The following is a 15,730-nucleotide window of genomic DNA, read 5'->3' as shown; positions in this document are numbered from 1 at the left end:
ACAGTTGCCAGTGTTGATATTATCAACACTCAAAACAAAGGGCCTGAAAAGGCCCTTTGTTGTTCACCTATTTTTCTGTTCCTTCCCCGCCCTTGGCCTCGGCCTTGGCTTTTTTGGCGCGGGGGGTTCCGGTACGGTGTACCACAAACTTGCTGATGGAGGGCTTGCGGTGTACGGGCTCCTGCTGCAAGCACTTGGTGGGGCATTTTTCCACACACGCAGAGCAGTACACGCACAGGAAGGGATCGTAGTTCCACTTTCCGGCCTTTGCATCCACGGTGATGGCATCTGTGGGGCACACTCTGGCGCAGGAATTACAGAATATGCACTTTGCAACATCGTTGGTGATCACGCCACGGTAGGCGGGGAATGGTTCGCGCTCTTCCAGGGGATACAGCCGCGTAGCGGGCTTGCCCGAAAGATTGCGCAGCACGTTAGGAAGCATATACATGGGCTACCTCTCTGTGCATGAGATGCACGGGTCGATACTCAGCACGATAACCGGCACATCGGGCAGTTTACAGCCCGGCAGCATGTGCAGCAGGGGCGGCACGTTGGCAAAGGTAGGCGTGCGCACGCGCATGCGTTCCAGATTCTTTGTGCCGTTGGCCCGTATGTAATAGAACAGCTCGCCGCGCGGCTGCTCCACACGGAACACCGATTCGCCCTCGGGATTGCCGGTAACCTTGACGGTCAGCTCGCTCTCGGGCAGGCGGTTCAGCGCTTCGCGGATCAGTTCTATGGAGTGCAGCACTTCATAAAAACGCACCTTTGAGCGGGCGTAGCAGTCGCCATCGTTCTCAACCACGGGAATAAAGTTGAGATCCTTGTAGGCCGCGTAGCCGTGCATGCGTTCGTCAATTTCCCAGCCGCTGCCACGCAGGGTGGGGCCGGCAGCGCCGAGCAGACGGGCATCGTCCTTGCTCAGAATACCGATGCCACGCGTGCGTTCCTGCACGGTGTAGTCGTCGAGCATGGTGCGGGTAAGCTCGCGCATGCCCTTTTCCAGCTCGTCGAGTCGGCCATGCATCCAGCGTATCTGATCGGGGCTGAGGTCGCGGCGCACACCGCCAACCACGTTGACCGAAAGAATAACGCGGTTGCCAGCCGTGGCTTCGCAGATATCCATGACATGCTCGCGGATACGCCAGAACTGCTGGAATACGCTCTCAAAGCCAAAGGCGTCGGCAAAAAGCCCAAGCCACAGCATATGCGAATGTATGCGGTGCAGTTCAGACCAGATGACCCGCAAAAACTGGGCGCGGGGCGGGGCCGTAATGCCCATCATGTCTTCAATGGCGTTGCAGTAGCAGTTGGCATGAATGCACGAGCAGATGCCGCAGATACGCTCGACCACAAAAACCATCTGGTTGTAATCCTTGAGGCGAACCAGACTTTCAAGCCCACGGTGTACAAAGCCCAGCTGCGGCACAGCCCCAACCACGGTTTCATCTTCCACCACAAACTTGATGTGCAGCGGTTCGGGCAGCACCGGGTGCTGCGGCCCGAAAGGAATCACGGTTGTGCGGTTGCTCATGCCTTCTCTCCTTTGGCCGTGTCATCCTTGGCGGCCTCGGCCTTGGCGGCAGGCCGCCGAACCGTGGTCATGGTAAAGTACGGCGCATGGGTAACCTCGCCTTCCAGATACATGGCCCCTTCGTAATCAAGGGGCAGGCCTGAAAAGCGCACGCCAAACTGGTCCTGCGTTTCGTTTTCGATAAGCACGGCACAGAAGTACACGGGCGTAATGCTGGGGATGCGCTCATTCTTGTTCACATCCATGCGCAGATGCACCATACCCTTTGCGTCTGTGGGCTCCCACACACACAGATCGGCGTTGTGGCGCAGATCAGACATGGTGAGGTTTACGTCAAAGTGGTAAAAAAGCCGCAGCGTGTTTTCGTCCATGACAGTCTGCGACATGGTCACAAAACGGTATTTGGCGTTGGCCAGCTGCTGTACTTCTGAAAGCAGCGTTTGCGGCGTCACTTCCTTGGCTTCAAAAAACATGGCTCTATCCTTTCCGGGTTAACCCGCGTTTGGCAGTGGCTATTCGGGGGCTTCTTCCGGCGCGGACTCCGCCTGCGGCGTCATGTCGGGCGTGCCATCCTCGTCGCCGGGCATAAAGGTGGGCACAGGCGCGGGGCCAAGACCCATCTTGGCCTTGAGCACGCCAAGGGCCTGCACCACGCCGTCAATAATGGCTTCGGGTTTGGGCGGGCAGCCCGGCACAAACACATCCACAGGAATGATGTTGTGCGCGCCGTTCAGCACATTGTACGTATCCTTGAACACGCCACCCGAAAGGTTGCATGCGCCGATGGATACAACAGCCTTGGGCGATGGCATCTGTTCATAAATCTGCCGCAGCACATGCTGGTTGCGGTGGTTGACCGTGCCGGTAACCAGCAGCACATCGGCGTGCTTGGGGTTGCCCGCGTTGACTACCCCGAAACGCTCTACGTCATACATGGGCGTCAGACAGGCCAGCACCTCGATGTCGCAGCCGTTGCAGGAACCGCAGTCAAAATGAACTATCCACGGAGACTTCAGGCGGCTCCGCTTGATCATATTGTCGACGAAACCCATATTCCGGCCTCCTTACGCCACGTACAGCCATAAAAGATTAACCAGGGCCAGGCCCATGCCGAGCAACAGGGACTTCTTTTGCACCATCCACTGCCAGGTCAGCCGGGCGGTGATGTTGTCGATAAGAATTTCTGTAAACAGCGATGCACCCACAAGAATGGCCATTCCCACACAGCTGGTGTGCCAGAACATGGCGCACAGCCCAAGAATAAGCACAAGGTCAAGCCAGTGGGCGATTTCGATAAGCGCAAGGTACGGGCCGGAGTATTCGGTCTGTACACCGCGCACCAGTTCCTGGTGGCCGTGATGGCTGGCCGCGATATCAAAGGGCGACTTGCGCAGCTTGATGGTCAGGGCGTAGCCAAGGGCCAGGAACAGCAGCGGCATTTTGAGCAGCAGGGGCTGCTCAAGCTGAAAAACCGCTGCGATGGAAAACGACCCCGTACACATGGCAAAACCCACGAACACCAGAATCAGAATAGGCTCATAGGCCAGCATGAGCAACAGCTCGCGCTGTGCGCCCACGTTGCTGTAGGGCGAAGGCACACACACGGCACCAACCACCTGAAACACAGCACCCACGGTGAGCACAAAGAACAGCAGCAGCAGGTCGCCGCCCATAAAGAAGAGCAGCAGAGAAAGTGCCGACGAAATAAGCGTTACATACGCGCTGAACACAAGCCAGGCGTTGGTAACCTGGGGCTGTTTGCCCAGCAGCTTGAAGATATCGTAAAAAGGCTGGAACAGGGGCGGCCCAAGGCGCGACTGAAGGCGCGCCGTGATACGGCGATCAACCCCGGTAAGCAGCCCGCCCACCAGGGGCGACAGAATCAAACCGCCGATTGCGCTGAAGATGGTGAGCATTACAGCAGACCTCCTACCAGTACGACCAGGAATGCGGTGGAAATGATGTCGATGGCCCGCGTGATCTTGCTCTCGCCAAAGTACTGGCTGAGATAGAAGTTGGACACGCGCACGGGTTCAAAGACATTCATGGGGCCCTTGAAGCCGACAACGCCATCCTTTACTGCTGTAAGACCAGAGCAATACGGCTGCGCATGGGCAGATTCAGGAACCTTGCGGGCCTCACGCCACGCATACCACACGCCCAGACCCAGCAGAATGAACAGAAGGTAAATCCACACATATCCTTCGGCCCCGGTAAGGGTAGCGCCAGGAATGAACCCTTCTGCCTGCAAGTTAAAGCGCGCGTACACGCCCGATACCGAGGGCTCCACAAAGGTCTTCAGCACCATGGGCGAAATGAACGAAAACACCACGGCAAGCCCGCACAGCGAACGCAGGGCAAACATGACCGAGGGCTTCGGGTGACCATAGGTGGGCCGTTCGTGCATCTTGCTTGACGAAACCAGCACACCGGCCCAGCGCGCCCAAAAGAGCACGGTAAAGGCCGAACCCAGCGCAACGAAAAAGACGATGGGGGTCATGGCCTGGGTGGCGCGGGCAATAGCCTCAATGGCCATCCACTTACCAATCAGCATGCCAAAGGGCGGCAGCATCATGGTGAAAATGCCTATCACGGTGATAATGGCCGTGCGGGGCATCTTGCCATACAGACCGCGCATATCTTCGATATCACGCGAGCCAATGCGCTGCTCAATGGCACCCACGCACATGAACAAAAGGCCCTTGGACACGGAGTGGTAAATGATGATGGTGGTTGCCGCCATCATGGATGCAGCCGTGTTGATGCCCACGCAGGCAATGATAAGGCCCAGGTTTGCGATTGTGGAGTATGCCAGCACCTTTTTGGCGTTACTTTGGCTGACTGCAAGAATACAGGTTGCCACAAAGGTAAACGCGCCAAACAGGGCCACGATGGTGGACATGGTGGTTCCGGCAAAGGCCGGGGCCATGCGCAGCAAGAGGTAGGTACCCGCTTTCACCATTGTGGCCGAGTGCAGCAGGGCCGAAACCGGCGTTGGCGCAACCATTGCACCGCACAGCCAGCTTTCAAAGGGAACCTGCGCCGACTTGGTAAAGGCCGCCAGACAGAAGAAGGCAAAAGGCAACAGAATGGCCGTGTTCTTTACGTCCATCGAGGTCATCTTTTGCAGCACAAGCTCGGTCGAGAGCGTGCCAAGGCTCTTCTGGATAAACAGCATGGCCGAGACAAAGGCAAGGCCGCCGAGCACGTTCATCCACAGGGCGCGCTGGGCATTTGCCTTTGCCTCATCTGTTTGGTCATGCCCTATGAGCATGAACGAACACAGTGTTGTAATTTCCCAGAAAAGAAACATCCACGAAAGGTTGTTGCAAAGCACCAGACCGTTCATGGCCCCCAGGAAGCAGAAAATAATGGCAAAAAAACGGGGCTGACGCGACACACGTAGGTGCAGGTGCTCCTCGTGCAGATCCATGTAGCCCATACCGTAAATAGTGATAAGCCCGCCCACCACGGTAATGATGATAACCATGATAAGCGAAAGCCCGTCTGCCACAAAGGCAGTGATGGGCACTTCATGACCGGGGAGAACAAATTTAAGGTAAAGCATGCCCACAAGCTGAAGCAGGGTCATGCCCATGATAAGGCGGCTGCCCAGTTTCCAACCGATGCCAAGAATGTAGACCAGCAAGAGCAGATCCAACACACTGAACACGGTATCGGCCGAAAGCCCAAGTATGGAACCGACCTCAAGCCTGAAAGCACCATTGGCGCCCAAGGTCACGGCTGCCACCGCCATGATCGTAATCGCCGCAGGCACTATCAGTTTACGCGTGCCGCTGCTTTGCGTGAAATAGAGCACAAGCGCCATAATAAACGGCAGTGCTACACAACAAAAAACAAGTGTACTCATCTTCATTGCCCCACTACATTGCGAGTTGTGAAAAACTTCACTCTAGATAACTTCCTCACAACATAAAAAAATCACAAACCTCCTTACATCATTTGTCCATTTTCTTTCTTTTAGAGTTAATCTATGTGCATTCTTGCGTCAACATATTTGCAAAAAATAGCCACACTGTTTACGTGATGAACAAAACATACTTAAAAACTTGTATTATATCCGCCTGATTTTCACCCGCAATTTGGGGCTGCAAAAGCCCCATGCGAAACTCAGAATTATTGCTGTACAGCACGTAAGTTGTCGTAGGCCAGCCCGCGTCAATGGGCGGCCAGCCTCAGCGGGTGAAACCCAAGGCAGCAGACAGGGGCGCAAAACACAGATAATTGCGCGCAAAAAAGCAAGCGTCCCGGCCACACCATTTTGCACAATTACCGTGCTGGGTGCGACAAGGACGCTTGCGATATTCTGCCGTATTCGGCCAGAATGCGCCGCATTTGCTAGCGGCGCATACCTTCTGGAATCAGGCTCAGGCGTCGAACACCAAGGGATCTTCGGCCATGGTGGCAACCATGACAGCCTTGATGGTATGCAGGCGGTTCTCCGCCTCTTCAAAGGCCATGTTTCGGGGCGATTCAAATACATCATCGCTCACTTCCATGCATTCAATGCCGAAGCGCTGATAGATGCTTTCGCCAACTGTTGTTTCGCGGTTATGGAAACTGGGCAGGCAATGCAAAAACTTGCAATCTGCATTACCGGTCATTTCCATAGCTGCCGCGTCCACACGGTAGGGCGTTAACAGCTCTATGCGCTCTTTCCAGACAGAATCCGGCTCGCCCATGGACACCCAAACATCGGTGGAGAGAAAATCGCAGTCTTTTACGCCTTCCTGCACGCTCTCTGTGCGCTTAATGCGTGCGCCTGTGGTTTTGGCTATGCGGGTTGCCATTTCAAAAATTTCGTCAGAGGTCCACAAGGCCTTGGGGGCTACAGAACGGAAATCGAGCCCCAGCAGGGCAGACCCAACCATCAGGGAATTGCCCATATTATAGCGCGCATCTCCAAGATATGCCAGCGTTTGCTGATTCAGCGGTTTAGGGCAGCATTCGCGCATGGTGAGCATATCAGCCAGAAACTGCGTAGGATGCCATTCATTGGTAAGGCCGTTCCACACCGGCACATGGGCGTATTTTGCAAGGGCCTCTACCCTCTCCTGCTCATAGCCCCGGTATTCGATGCCGTCATAAAAACGGGCAAGCACCCGGGCAGTGTCGGCCAGAGATTCCTTTTTTCCCATCTGCGAACCAGAGGGTCCAAGATACGTTATGCGAGCGCCCTGGTCGTAGGCAGCCACTTCAAAAGAACAACGGGTACGCGTGGAATCCTTTTCGAAAAGAATGACAATATTTTTGTCTGCCAAAAATTTTGGCTCTCGCCGCGCCTTTTTGGCCTGCTTAAGCTGGGCGGCCAGATCCAGCAAATAGGTGAGTTCTTCCGGCGTGAAGTCGGTTTCCTTCAAAAAATCCCGCTGATACAATTTGTTGCTCATGACGCATCCCACCCTTTGCAGACAGTGTGCTCCCCTGCGGCTGGGCCGCAAGATAAAAACTATAAGTAAAGTAACATTCCAATTTCGTCACAGCAGTAAAACTTTGGGCATTTACTGCATTCAACCCACACAATGGCAGGCATGTCTTCGCGTTTGAATTCGCTGAAGCCGCAGCGCGCAAAAAAAGGCGCCGCCAGCGTAAAGGCGAATACCCTGGGCAAGCCTAGCTCGCGGCAACGCTCTACTAGCGCAGCCACCAGCCTTTTGCCAAAGCCCTGGGCCTGACATGCAGGGTGTACCGCAACCGAACGAACCTCAGCCAGATCTTCCCAAAGCACATGTACTGCGCCGCAGGCCACCACCACATCTTGCCCATCTACGGATGAAGGAGCCGTGGCAACCATGTAATCCTGAATATGCTGGTAAAGATACTGCGGCCCACGCGCCAGCATAACATTGGACGAAGCGTAGTGGTTGATGAGTGCGGACATGCCGTGTACATCGCGCACCGTGGCCGGTCTGATGACCAGGGAAGAAAGGCTGTCAACCCGCACATCCTGAACAAGCGGTTTTTCTTCAACTCCTACACGCGGAATGGCAATGGGCATCGTGCTCCCCAAAATCTGAAAGTGCGCTTCTGCTCCCATAGGGATGAAGAAGCCTGAAAGGTTGACCAAACAAGGCGTACCAAACTCTGCCGCAAAGAATAAGCATAATAACAAGCCTTGCGCTGTGCAAGCAGTTACGGCCCCAATGCGCACAAAAATTGCCTTGCACAAACTCATTCCCCCCTATCGGCCAGCAAATCGGCGTTGCCCGCATAAGCCTTTACAGCTATGGTGTCTCCATCAAGGAGAAAGCATGCGCACTGCACTACGGTTTACCACTATCTGCCTTGCCTGCGCACTGTTGTGCCATTTGCCCACGCCAGGCCTTACTGCCCAGCAGGGGGATGACCAGCCCCGCCTGACCAAGATTGTGGCCCTCAGCCGCCACGGAGTGCGCTCGCCAACCCAAAGTGCCGCCACGCTGGCCCAGTGGAGCACGCGCACCTGGGCCCAATGGCCAGTGCCAAGGGGATACCTGACACCGCGCGGGGCAAGGCTTGTTACCGCCATGTGGGAAGACATGCGCGGGCGCATGCTCAATCTTGGGCTGCTGCCCGACGCAGTGTGCCCGCCGCCCGGCAAAATTTTTGTTCGTGCAGATACAGACCAGCGCACAAAGGCCACGGCCAAGGCGCTGCTGGACGGCCTTTGCCCCGATGGTAGCCAGTCTTACGCGGTTTCGGGCCAGTCGCCCGACCCGCTGTTTCATCCTGTGCAGGCAGGGGTGCAGCGTTTTGACCCTGCCTCTGTTGCCGCCAGCATTATCGATAATGCCGGAGGCGACCTGGACAGGCTGCACGAAGACAACGCAACAGCTCTTACACATATGCAGCACCTGAGCGCCCCGCTGGGGTCAGAAATGTGCGCACGCTATAATCTGCCGCCCACGTGCGGGCTGACCGACCTGCCAAATTCTGTGAGTGTGGAGGCTGATGGCAGCGGTGCGGGCCTTTCTGGCGCGCTGGCCACCGCCTCTGGCCTTGCCGAAATCTTTTTGCTTGAATACGCCCAGTGGCCCGACATTTCTGCGGGCTGGGGCCAGGTTGACGCACGCGTTTTGCGCGAGGTGCTGCCCGTACACACCAGTGTTTTCAATACCGTAAACCGCGCGCCCGTGGTGGCCCGGTTAAAAGGGGCCTCGCTTCTTTCAGAAATGATGGCCGCTCTTGAAGGCACACACCGCGACCAGCGTTGCAATGTGGCCTCGGTGGTGGTTTTTGTTGGGCACGATACCAATATTGCCAACGTGGGGGCCTTGCTGGGCATTAACTGGCAACTTGCCGGATACCCCGACAATGCAACCCCGCCCGGCTCTACCCTGCTGTTTGAACTGTGGGAACAGGGCAGCACCAAGGAAGTACGCGTGCGCTTTTTTGCCCAGACACCAGAGGCGCTGCACGCTGCCTTTGAAGAACAGCGCCAGCCCGCCGCCGTGCTTGCTGCCGGCCCCTTGCTCACCGACCCCGCCAGAACCCACAAGGCCACTGCGGCCCAGGTTACGGCCCCCCCTGTTGTGGGCGAAGCCCGCTTCAGCCTTGAGAGCTTTGGCAAAAAGGTAAGCAAGGCCCTGCAAAATGCCCCCCTTGCACCGCAAGAAGTACCGCCCCTACGCTTGCGGGCAGATGTGGAGGCAGACAGCGCCACTGCAACCACTGCAAAAACAGAATCCTCACCGCCCACCACGGCCACAAGATAGCTCGCGCTGTTTTTAGCTTTACCTTCAAAAAACGCCGTATCGTCTGATGCGGCGTTTTTCCATTTCGCTGATCCGCAAACACCCAAATTTCCGCACCACATGCGGCTGCGGCAACTTTTTCCGTTCTCATTACAGGTACAATTTTTGCATCATCACGGGTGGGAATTCTTTTCCCCGGCTGATATGCGACACAGGGAGGTGCGCTTACAGTATTCGGCAACGCCCGCAGTGGATTGCAGGCAGTGCTGGCTATGTCCTCACGGACTGGGAGACTTGTATGAGCGTAAGTGCGTTATCATCATCTTCTTCATCATATTGGGAGAAGATGCTTGCCAAGATGAAGGGTTCCAGCGAGTCACAATCGCAGGACAATCTGGCGGGCAAACTTTTTGGGGATCTGGATTCTGATGGGGACGGCACGCTGAGCCTCTCTGAAACCGGACTGAGCAAGGATCTGTACAGCAAGATGGATGCCGATGGCGACGGCTCTGTTTCGCAAACAGAACTGCAAAAGGCCATCGAAACCCAGAGAAACGCCATGTTCACCAGCATGCAGCTGGGCCAGAGCCAGGCGGCCTCGTCTACAGATGCGACGTCCACAGCGCAGCCCAATGCCCAGTCGCTGCTGTCGTCCATCATGAACGGGCAAATGCCGTCTGCCAACGGAACACAGGGCGCAGAATCGGGGCGCGATCACAACGGGCTTGCAGCCAAGCTTTTTTCGGCGCTGGACAGTGACGAGAGCGGCGGCCTGAGCATGGACGAGACAGGGCTCAGCCAGTCGGTGTTTGACTCCATGGATACAGACAAGGATGGCTCTGTCTCTAGCGACGAACTCATGGCTGCGCTGGAAAAGCAACGCCAAACCATGATGGACAACATGCAGAGCGCCCAGAACCAATCTGGCGTGCAAGACCAGTCTGCTTCCCAGAACACATCGGGCGAAACAGATGCAAAAACCCTGCTTTCGTCCATCATGAACGGCCAGATGCCCCCGCCGCCTCCCATGCAGGGGCAAGGCTCGTCCTCCAGCCAGTCAGGATCGGACGACCTGTCGTCCAAACTGTTTTCAGGCCTGGACAGCGACAGCAGCGGCGGCCTGAGCATTGGTGAAACAGGTGTCAGCCAGTCGGTTTTCGATTCCATGGACGTAAACCAGGACGGCTCTGTTTCTGCGGATGAACTGGCCACTGCCCTTGAGAAGCAGCGCACTGCCATGGGCACAGACCAGGCTTCCACCAAGCGCACCCAGATCGCCCAAAGCTTTCTCTCTGCCATAGCCAACAGCGCCTATCAGACCATCAGCCAAACCACCACCGACACCCAGAGCGTGGAGGCCGTGGCTTAAGCTCTATAATGCAGATTCTTCCCGCCTGGGAGGAGAAAGCCACCATGCCCGATAACGATGGCCCGGTTGCCCGCGCAGCCGGGCCGCGTTGCGTTTGGGATGTGATTTTGCCAGCCTGAAATACCCATTTTACCACTCACCATTTTTTGCACAGCCTCGGGCAAAAATCATGCTGCCAGCCGTGACCACATGCACAGAAATTCCGCGCCAGACGGGGAAAAATTGCCAGATAGAAGCATGCGAAAACATTATCTTTCACAAACTCGCCAACTTTACCTCCCAGTAGTATCAAATAAAAATTTTCTATAACAAGCTAATTTCTTTAATTTTTTAAAAACAACAAAACCATATTGGTGGCAATTATACCGCTTGTGAAATTAGTGAGATTATATTGACATTATCGGTATAAAGAAATACGAACAAGGCCGAGTTGGCAGACTCTTGTGAAACAGCATTTAGACCAGAGGATCAAATGAATACATTCGAAAAGCTCCACGAAACGCTGATGCGTGAGATGCGTCTCATCCACGCCCCCGTTGCAATCAAATACTTCTTCGACCAGGCTGAACTGGATTCGTTCAAAAAAAATCAACCCCACTATTCCCCAATTAAGCCACTCACCTTTTGTCAGAGTGAAGTTGGCGCGAGAATGGAAGGCATTACAGTTCTTGTAGAACGCGAAAATCTCGGCTGTACCAATGCCAGTTTTGTGTTCGGGTGGAAGGACCTGGACGAATCTGAAGTCAAAAGCCACCTCAAGTACTGTGCCGATGCCGACCATGCCCGCCAGGTGCTTGATGCAAAACCCCGTGTGCCTGCAAATCTGCTGGCCGTTTCCGTAAGCCCCCTTGCGGCCACCACAGTGCAGCCCGATGTTGTGCATTTTGTGTGCGATACCATGCAGGCCTACCACATTATCGGCGACTGGATGGCAAGCCAGCGTATTGATAACTTCCATCCTTCCATGAGCGTGAACTCTGCCGTTTGCTCTGGCAACGTGTTTACCCTCAATACCAAGCAGGCCAACTTGTACCTTGCGTGCAGCGGCAGCTACAATTCGGGCAAGACCGAACGCGGCGAGATCAACGTGGCCATTCCCGGCGAGCATATCGAAGCTCTGGTGCAGCGCCTTGAAGACCGCGTTACCACCAAGGGCGGCGCTGCCATTACCCGTTTGGGCGAGCCCTTCCCCGGTGCGGCCATTTGCAAAAACTGCCCCCTGATTATCTTCAAGAAAGAGCGCGAAGCCTAAACCGCCACGCGTTACCGCATACATACCGCAACAGCCGCACCGCCCCTTGGGCAGTGCGGCTGTTGCGGTATGGGCCAACGTGGTACAGACAATAACGTTACAAGCCCCCCGACCTTGCGGCTGAGGGGCTTGTAACTGCAAGGCTGGTGCAGCACAGAAAAAATTGTGTCTACTGCGCGTGCCGCTGCTACATAAAGAACAGCCATGTCAACAACGCAAACAAGGGCACAAGAATACCCACCGACCACAGCATGTAGCCAAAGAAACTCGGCATGCGCACGCCATCGCTTTCAGCAATGGAGCGAACCATAAAGTTGGGCGCGTTGCCAATATAACTGTTGGCCCCCATAAAAACAGCGCCCGCCGATATGGCCGCAAGCGTAGCGGGCATATCGTGCATGAGATGCTGTGCGTCGCCGCCAGCAGTGTTGAAAAAAACAAGATAGGTGGGGGCGTTGTCGAGAAAGCTTGATAGTATGCCCGCAAGCCAGAAATACATGGCATTGACCGGCTGCCCATCGTGCGAAACAAGGCGTATGAGAGGAGCCAAGGCCCCATCTGTTCCTGCCCGCAAAATGGCGATGGCCGGAATCATGCTCACAAAAATGCCAAAAAACAGCTTGGCCACTTCTTCAATGGGCGCCCATGAAAAACCGTTGAGCTCGCGACAGCGCCGACTGGTAAACCGCAGCGACAGCCCGGCCAGGCACAGCAACAGCACATCGCGCAAAAGATTTTGCGCCTCAACCGAAACGCCAAACACCGAAACCAGCTCTCCCATCTGGCAAATGCCAGAAGCAAGCACCGCTACCACCACACCCAGCAGAAACAGCAGGTTAACTCCGCCTTCAATTCCCAGTTTTTCTGTGGGCGCAGCAGTGTTTGCCGCAGGCTGGGGGCAGCCTTCCTTATTATACAGCACAGAATCAAGAACGAAAAAGATCGCCAGCAATATGGCGGCCAGCAGGCAGGTTTTTGTAAAAAGATGGATAGTTGTCCAGAAAAAATCCACGCCCTTCAAAAAACCCAAAAATAGCGGCGGGTCTCCCAAAGGTGTAAGAGAACCGCCAATATTGGCCACAAGAAAGATAAAGAACACCACAGAATGCGCCCGGTATCTGCGGTGGGCATTGGCCCGCAACAAGGGGCGAATAAGCAGCATGGCCGCGCCGGTTGTACCCATGCAGCTTGCCAGCACAGTACCTACGGCGAGCAAGCCGGTATTTACCACCGGGGTTCCCACAAGCGAACCTTTCAGACGCACGCCGCCCGCGACAGTAAACAGCGTAAACAGCAGCACCAAAAAAGGAATATAATCCAGCAAAATAATGTGCAAAAATTCGTACAATGCAACACTAAAGCCATACACCACCAGACAGGGAACCAAAAAGGCCATGCCCCACAATGCGGCTATTTTGCCAAAATGCCTTTCCCACAAATGCGGCAAAGCCAGAGGCATAACTGCAATGGAAAGCAGCATGCACACAAATGGAATGGCCCACAAAACTGATAGCTGCGCACCGGGTATGCTTGAGTGTGCAGCGGCGGCCAGCGCCCCTTCGGGCATGCAGAAAAACGTGCAGATCAAGACACCCCAAGCAAAAAATCCGGCCATATTTGCTCTCCAATTTACAATCCGTACTTCTGTATGAATATTAATATATCAAATATCAATATAGATTTCAATCATTCAGTCACAAACAGCAAGTAAAAACCATTTATCGACGCATTTATGCAACACTGCTGATTTTTACACATCGCCTGCTTGCGTGCGCCGGGTAATTATCAGCAACAACAAAACGGGCTGGTGCAGCACCGCACACAGCCCGTCATCAATCAGCCCGATTGCAAATTTTGCAAACACGGGCAATTACCCCTGCTTCATTTCCTGAATCAGAATGCCCAGTTCCTGCGCCTGCCGCGCCAGCTCGGTTACCGCATGCGCGGCTTCGCCCATGGCATCTGCTGTCTGCTTGGCCATTTCGTTTACATGAACAATCGACAGGTTGATTTCATCACTGGCGGCAGACTGTTCTTCGCTGGCGGTGGCAATGGCGTTTACCTGATCGGCAACGCCCAGAACAGTTTCAAGTATCTCATTGAGGGCCTGACCAGACTGACTGGCGTAACCTGTTGCCTGATTGACCTGTTCGAGCGCGTTATCCATGGATGCCATGCTTTTGGAAGTGCTTTCCTGTATGGCACCTATGGCATTGCCCACATCGTGGGTGGAGGCCATGGTTTTTTCGGCCAGTTTGCGAACCTCGTCGGCAACCACGGCAAAGCCGCGCCCGGCATCACCGGCACGCGCAGCCTCAATGGCGGCATTAAGCGCCAGCAGATTTGTTTGGTCGGCAATATCGGAGATAACGCCCATGATCTGACTGATGGCCTGGGCGTGAACATTAAGTTGCAGCATATCCTGCTTGAGAGCCAGCGACACTGTTTGCACCTGACCAATACTGACCAGCGATTTTTGCACTATGGTAGCCCCACTTTGGGCTTTTTCTCTGGTTTCAACAGATGCCACAGAGGCCTGCCCCGCGTTACGGGCCACCTCCTGCACGGTTGCGTTCATCTGGTTCATGGCGGTGGCCGCTTCTGCCAGTCGCTGCGCGGCCTGCGCCGCGCCCTTGTCCGACTGCTCTATCTGGGCAGAAAGTTCGGTTGAAGCTGAGCTGACAATCTGCACCACTTTTTCGAGCCTTCCGGCGGCGTGCAGCATGGCATCAGCCTTTTTATGGGCCTCGTCCTTGGCTGCATTGGCGCTATCCATGGCTTCGTGGGCCTGGCGCGACTGTTCTCTGGCATTTTCCGATTCCTGCTGGGCTTTCTGAATATGCCCCTTCAAGGCTTCCACCATACTGATGATGGCCCCGTAGACGCCAATTCTGGTATGCCCGTCATCTATATTGAAATCACCCTCCACAACCCGCTGCGCCGCCACCAGCAGATCGGCCGGATCCTTGCCCAGCTGGCGGCTGGTTTCGCGCGCGATGACAATGGCTGCGATAACCGCAAGTAGCATGGCAAAGAGGGTCAGCCCAATACCAATGGCATTACTCTTGTCATACAGGCTGTCACCCAGCAGACCTCTGGCATGGGCATTGTCGTGCGATACTTTTACGAGCGCATCAATGGCATCCGTAAGGCCCTCGTAGTCCATGTGCCCCTTGCCCACAAGCAGGGCAAGGGCCTCATCGGGTTTGCCCTCACGCCGCAACCTATGTACCTCCGTCGAGGTTTCCAGGTATTTCTTCAATTCCCTGTCTATGGCGGCAACGCAGCTTTTGGCATTGCCAGAAATACAAAGATCGCTGATTTCTTTAAGCTCTCGGTCAAATTTGCGGCGTATGTCCTCAAGTTTTGTGGAAAGTGCCGCAGATTTTTGCGCATCTTTTTCTATAAGATACTGAAATTCAAAGACTCTGTATTCAGCTGTATCCGTGTTGATTTCACCCGCCAGCTCAGAGACAGGCACGTTGCGGTGAGCCAACACAGAGGTAATACTGTTGAGCTCTGCCATCTGCCACAGCAGATACCCGGCCAGCAAGGCCATCAACAGCCCAAGCATCCCCATACCGAAAGAAATTTTGGTTACGAGCTTCATAACGTATACTCACCGCTAGGGTTCATGGTGCCATGGTTGGCATAGAGCCGCCACTCTTCAACTGATATAGCATATCGGCTACATTTACTCTCATATTATGCAGAATGTGAAAAAAATCTAATTCAATTAGCTTTAAAAAGCATTAAATTTCATTATGATATAATTTTGTGCAATAAAAAAATTTCTTAATTCTTGTAAAGCGCATAGTTAGGAAAAGAATCGCACATCAAATTATCATATCACTTAGATAGTTAACCCAAACATGCAC

13 protein-coding genes are annotated in these 15,730 nt (G+C 54.6%); 3 read left to right on the top strand and 10 right to left on the bottom strand.

Translation table 11 applies throughout. The features are described from left to right. Positions 1-67 precede the first annotated feature (67 nt). The 8 genes from ACE3NW_RS07190 to ACE3NW_RS07155 form a co-directional block, all read right to left on the bottom strand. Positions 68-451 (bottom strand): 4Fe-4S binding protein, encoded by a 384-nt coding sequence (locus ACE3NW_RS07190; protein ID WP_374281874.1) that lies wholly within the window; start codon positions 449-451, stop codon positions 68-70. Positions 452-454: 3 nt separating this feature from the next. Next, complete coding sequence (locus ACE3NW_RS07185) at positions 455-1,537, bottom strand: nickel-dependent hydrogenase large subunit (protein WP_374281872.1); 1,083 nt, start codon at positions 1,535-1,537, stop codon at positions 455-457. Then, positions 1,534-2,010: an NADH-quinone oxidoreductase subunit C gene (locus ACE3NW_RS07180; protein ID WP_374281870.1), complete on the bottom strand. Its 477-nt coding sequence runs from the start codon at positions 2,008-2,010 to the stop codon at positions 1,534-1,536. The genes ACE3NW_RS07185 and ACE3NW_RS07180 overlap by 4 nt, the downstream gene beginning before the upstream one ends. Before the next feature lie 39 nt (positions 2,011-2,049). Continuing rightward, positions 2,050-2,589: an NADH-quinone oxidoreductase subunit B family protein gene (locus ACE3NW_RS07175; protein ID WP_374281868.1), complete on the bottom strand. Its 540-nt coding sequence runs from the start codon at positions 2,587-2,589 to the stop codon at positions 2,050-2,052. 12 nt (positions 2,590-2,601) lie between these two features. After that, positions 2,602-3,453, bottom strand: coding sequence for a respiratory chain complex I subunit 1 family protein (locus ACE3NW_RS07170; RefSeq protein WP_374281866.1), 852 nt, complete (start codon positions 3,451-3,453; stop codon positions 2,602-2,604). Beyond that, complete coding sequence (locus ACE3NW_RS07165) at positions 3,453-5,408, bottom strand: NADH-quinone oxidoreductase subunit L (RefSeq protein WP_374281864.1); 1,956 nt, start codon at positions 5,406-5,408, stop codon at positions 3,453-3,455. Before ACE3NW_RS07165 ends, ACE3NW_RS07170 begins: the two co-directional genes overlap by 1 nt. A 517-nt stretch (positions 5,409-5,925) precedes the next feature. After that, positions 5,926-6,948, bottom strand: a complete 1,023-nt coding sequence (argF, locus tag ACE3NW_RS07160) for an ornithine carbamoyltransferase (protein ID WP_374281862.1) — start codon at positions 6,946-6,948, stop codon at positions 5,926-5,928. Between the two features lie 59 nt (positions 6,949-7,007). Then, entirely contained in the window at positions 7,008-7,556 is a 549-nt protein-coding gene (locus tag ACE3NW_RS07155) for an N-acetyltransferase (RefSeq protein ID WP_374281860.1), read from the bottom strand. A gap of 253 nt (positions 7,557-7,809) precedes the next feature. Between ACE3NW_RS07155 and ACE3NW_RS07150 the strand changes: the two genes are divergently transcribed. The 3 genes from ACE3NW_RS07150 to ACE3NW_RS07140 all read left to right on the top strand — a co-directional run bounded on the left by ACE3NW_RS07150 (position 7,810) and on the right by ACE3NW_RS07140 (position 11,852). Then, positions 7,810-9,252, top strand: coding sequence for a histidine-type phosphatase (locus ACE3NW_RS07150; RefSeq protein ID WP_374281858.1), 1,443 nt, complete (start codon positions 7,810-7,812; stop codon positions 9,250-9,252). 325 nt (positions 9,253-9,577) lie between these two features. After that, positions 9,578-10,600, top strand: coding sequence for an EF-hand domain-containing protein (locus tag ACE3NW_RS07145; RefSeq protein WP_374281856.1), 1,023 nt, complete (start codon positions 9,578-9,580; stop codon positions 10,598-10,600). 472 nt (positions 10,601-11,072) lie between these two features. After that, positions 11,073-11,852, top strand: a complete 780-nt coding sequence (locus tag ACE3NW_RS07140; protein ID WP_374281854.1) for a DUF169 domain-containing protein — start codon at positions 11,073-11,075, stop codon at positions 11,850-11,852. Between the two features lie 187 nt (positions 11,853-12,039). Here the strand turns inward: ACE3NW_RS07140 and ACE3NW_RS07135 are convergent, their stop codons facing one another. Together ACE3NW_RS07135 and ACE3NW_RS07130 are read right to left on the bottom strand one after the other, a co-directional pair. After that, positions 12,040-13,467: a sodium:proton antiporter gene (locus tag ACE3NW_RS07135; protein WP_374281852.1), complete on the bottom strand. Its 1,428-nt coding sequence runs from the start codon at positions 13,465-13,467 to the stop codon at positions 12,040-12,042. 255 nt (positions 13,468-13,722) lie between these two features. After that, positions 13,723-15,462 (bottom strand): methyl-accepting chemotaxis protein, encoded by a 1,740-nt coding sequence (locus ACE3NW_RS07130; protein WP_374281850.1) that lies wholly within the window; start codon positions 15,460-15,462, stop codon positions 13,723-13,725. Positions 15,463-15,730: the final 268 nt, after the last annotated feature.

This window comes from Desulfovibrio sp. (assembly GCF_041907885.1).
GTDB lineage: Bacteria > Desulfobacterota > Desulfovibrionia > Desulfovibrionales > Desulfovibrionaceae > Desulfovibrio.
The sequence above is the reverse complement of the archived record's forward strand: the minus strand, read 5'-3'. Positions and strand labels throughout refer to the sequence as shown.